Below are 450 nucleotides of genomic sequence, written 5' to 3'. Positions count from 1 at the left end.
ACACGGTCGTCGTCGCCGGCGGCGGCTTCACCGGCATCGAGGCGGCCACCGAAATGCCGGCGCGGCTTCGCGACATCCTCGGCGCAACCGCGAAAACCCGCGTCATCATCGTCGAACGCAACAATGCGATCGCGCCCGACATGGGCGCAGGTCCCCGCCCCGTCATCGAGGACGCCCTTCACAGGCTCGGTGTGGAAACCCGCCTCGGTGCCGGTGTCGCATCGCTCGACCAATCCGGCGTCACCCTGTCCAGCGGCGAGCACATCGAGACCGAGACCGTGATCTGGGCGGCGGGCATTCGTGCGGCGCCCTTGACCGCGCAGATTCCCGCCGAGCGCGACAGTTTCGGCCGCTTGCTGGTCGATCGCTGCTTGCAGGTGACAGGCGTTCAGCGTGTCTTCGCGGCCGGCGATGCGGCACGCGCGGCCTGCGACGACGAGGGCAATTACG

1 protein-coding gene is annotated in these 450 nt (G+C 68.9%); it reads left to right on the top strand.

Features of this window, described 5'->3' with window-relative positions; translation table 11 throughout:
- Nucleotides 1–450, top strand: a 450-nt coding sequence (locus MOV75_RS41855) for an FAD-dependent oxidoreductase (RefSeq protein WP_247008741.1), incomplete at both ends; no start/stop codon positions are given.

Origin of the sequence: Bradyrhizobium sp. PRIMUS42 (assembly GCF_023006515.1) — a bacterium.
Taxonomy (GTDB): Bacteria; Pseudomonadota; Alphaproteobacteria; order Rhizobiales; family Xanthobacteraceae; genus Bradyrhizobium.
This window is presented reverse-complemented; position numbering and strand designations above follow the sequence as displayed.